The following is a 234-nucleotide window of genomic DNA, read 5'->3' on the forward strand; positions in this document are numbered from 1 at the left end:
AAAAATCTATGCATTCTTTCTCCTTGCAATTACACAAACCCAATCTTTGTTTTTGTTTACTTCCAAAATTTAAAAATTATTTTTTATCAAGGCGTTTTCAACATCGGAATATTTTTCTTATATTATTCCAGAACCAATAAAAATTCCTTCATCTTTTATAAATTTACTTATATCATCCAATAATTTTACTATAATATGAGCAAGAATATTATCAACAATCACATCCGCTTTTGA

1 protein-coding gene is annotated in these 234 nt (G+C 24.8%); it reads right to left on the bottom strand.

Annotated features, from left to right (window positions below; translation table 11 throughout):
• Positions 1-117: 117 nt before the first annotated feature.
• Positions 118-222, bottom strand: a complete 105-nt coding sequence (locus VJI77_RS07765) for a 50S ribosomal protein L11 methyltransferase (protein WP_323989027.1) — start codon at positions 220-222, stop codon at positions 118-120.
• Positions 223-234 lie beyond the last annotated feature (12 nt).

Source organism: Parvimonas sp. D2 (assembly GCF_035282635.1).
Lineage (GTDB): Bacteria > Bacillota > Clostridia > Tissierellales > Peptoniphilaceae > Parvimonas.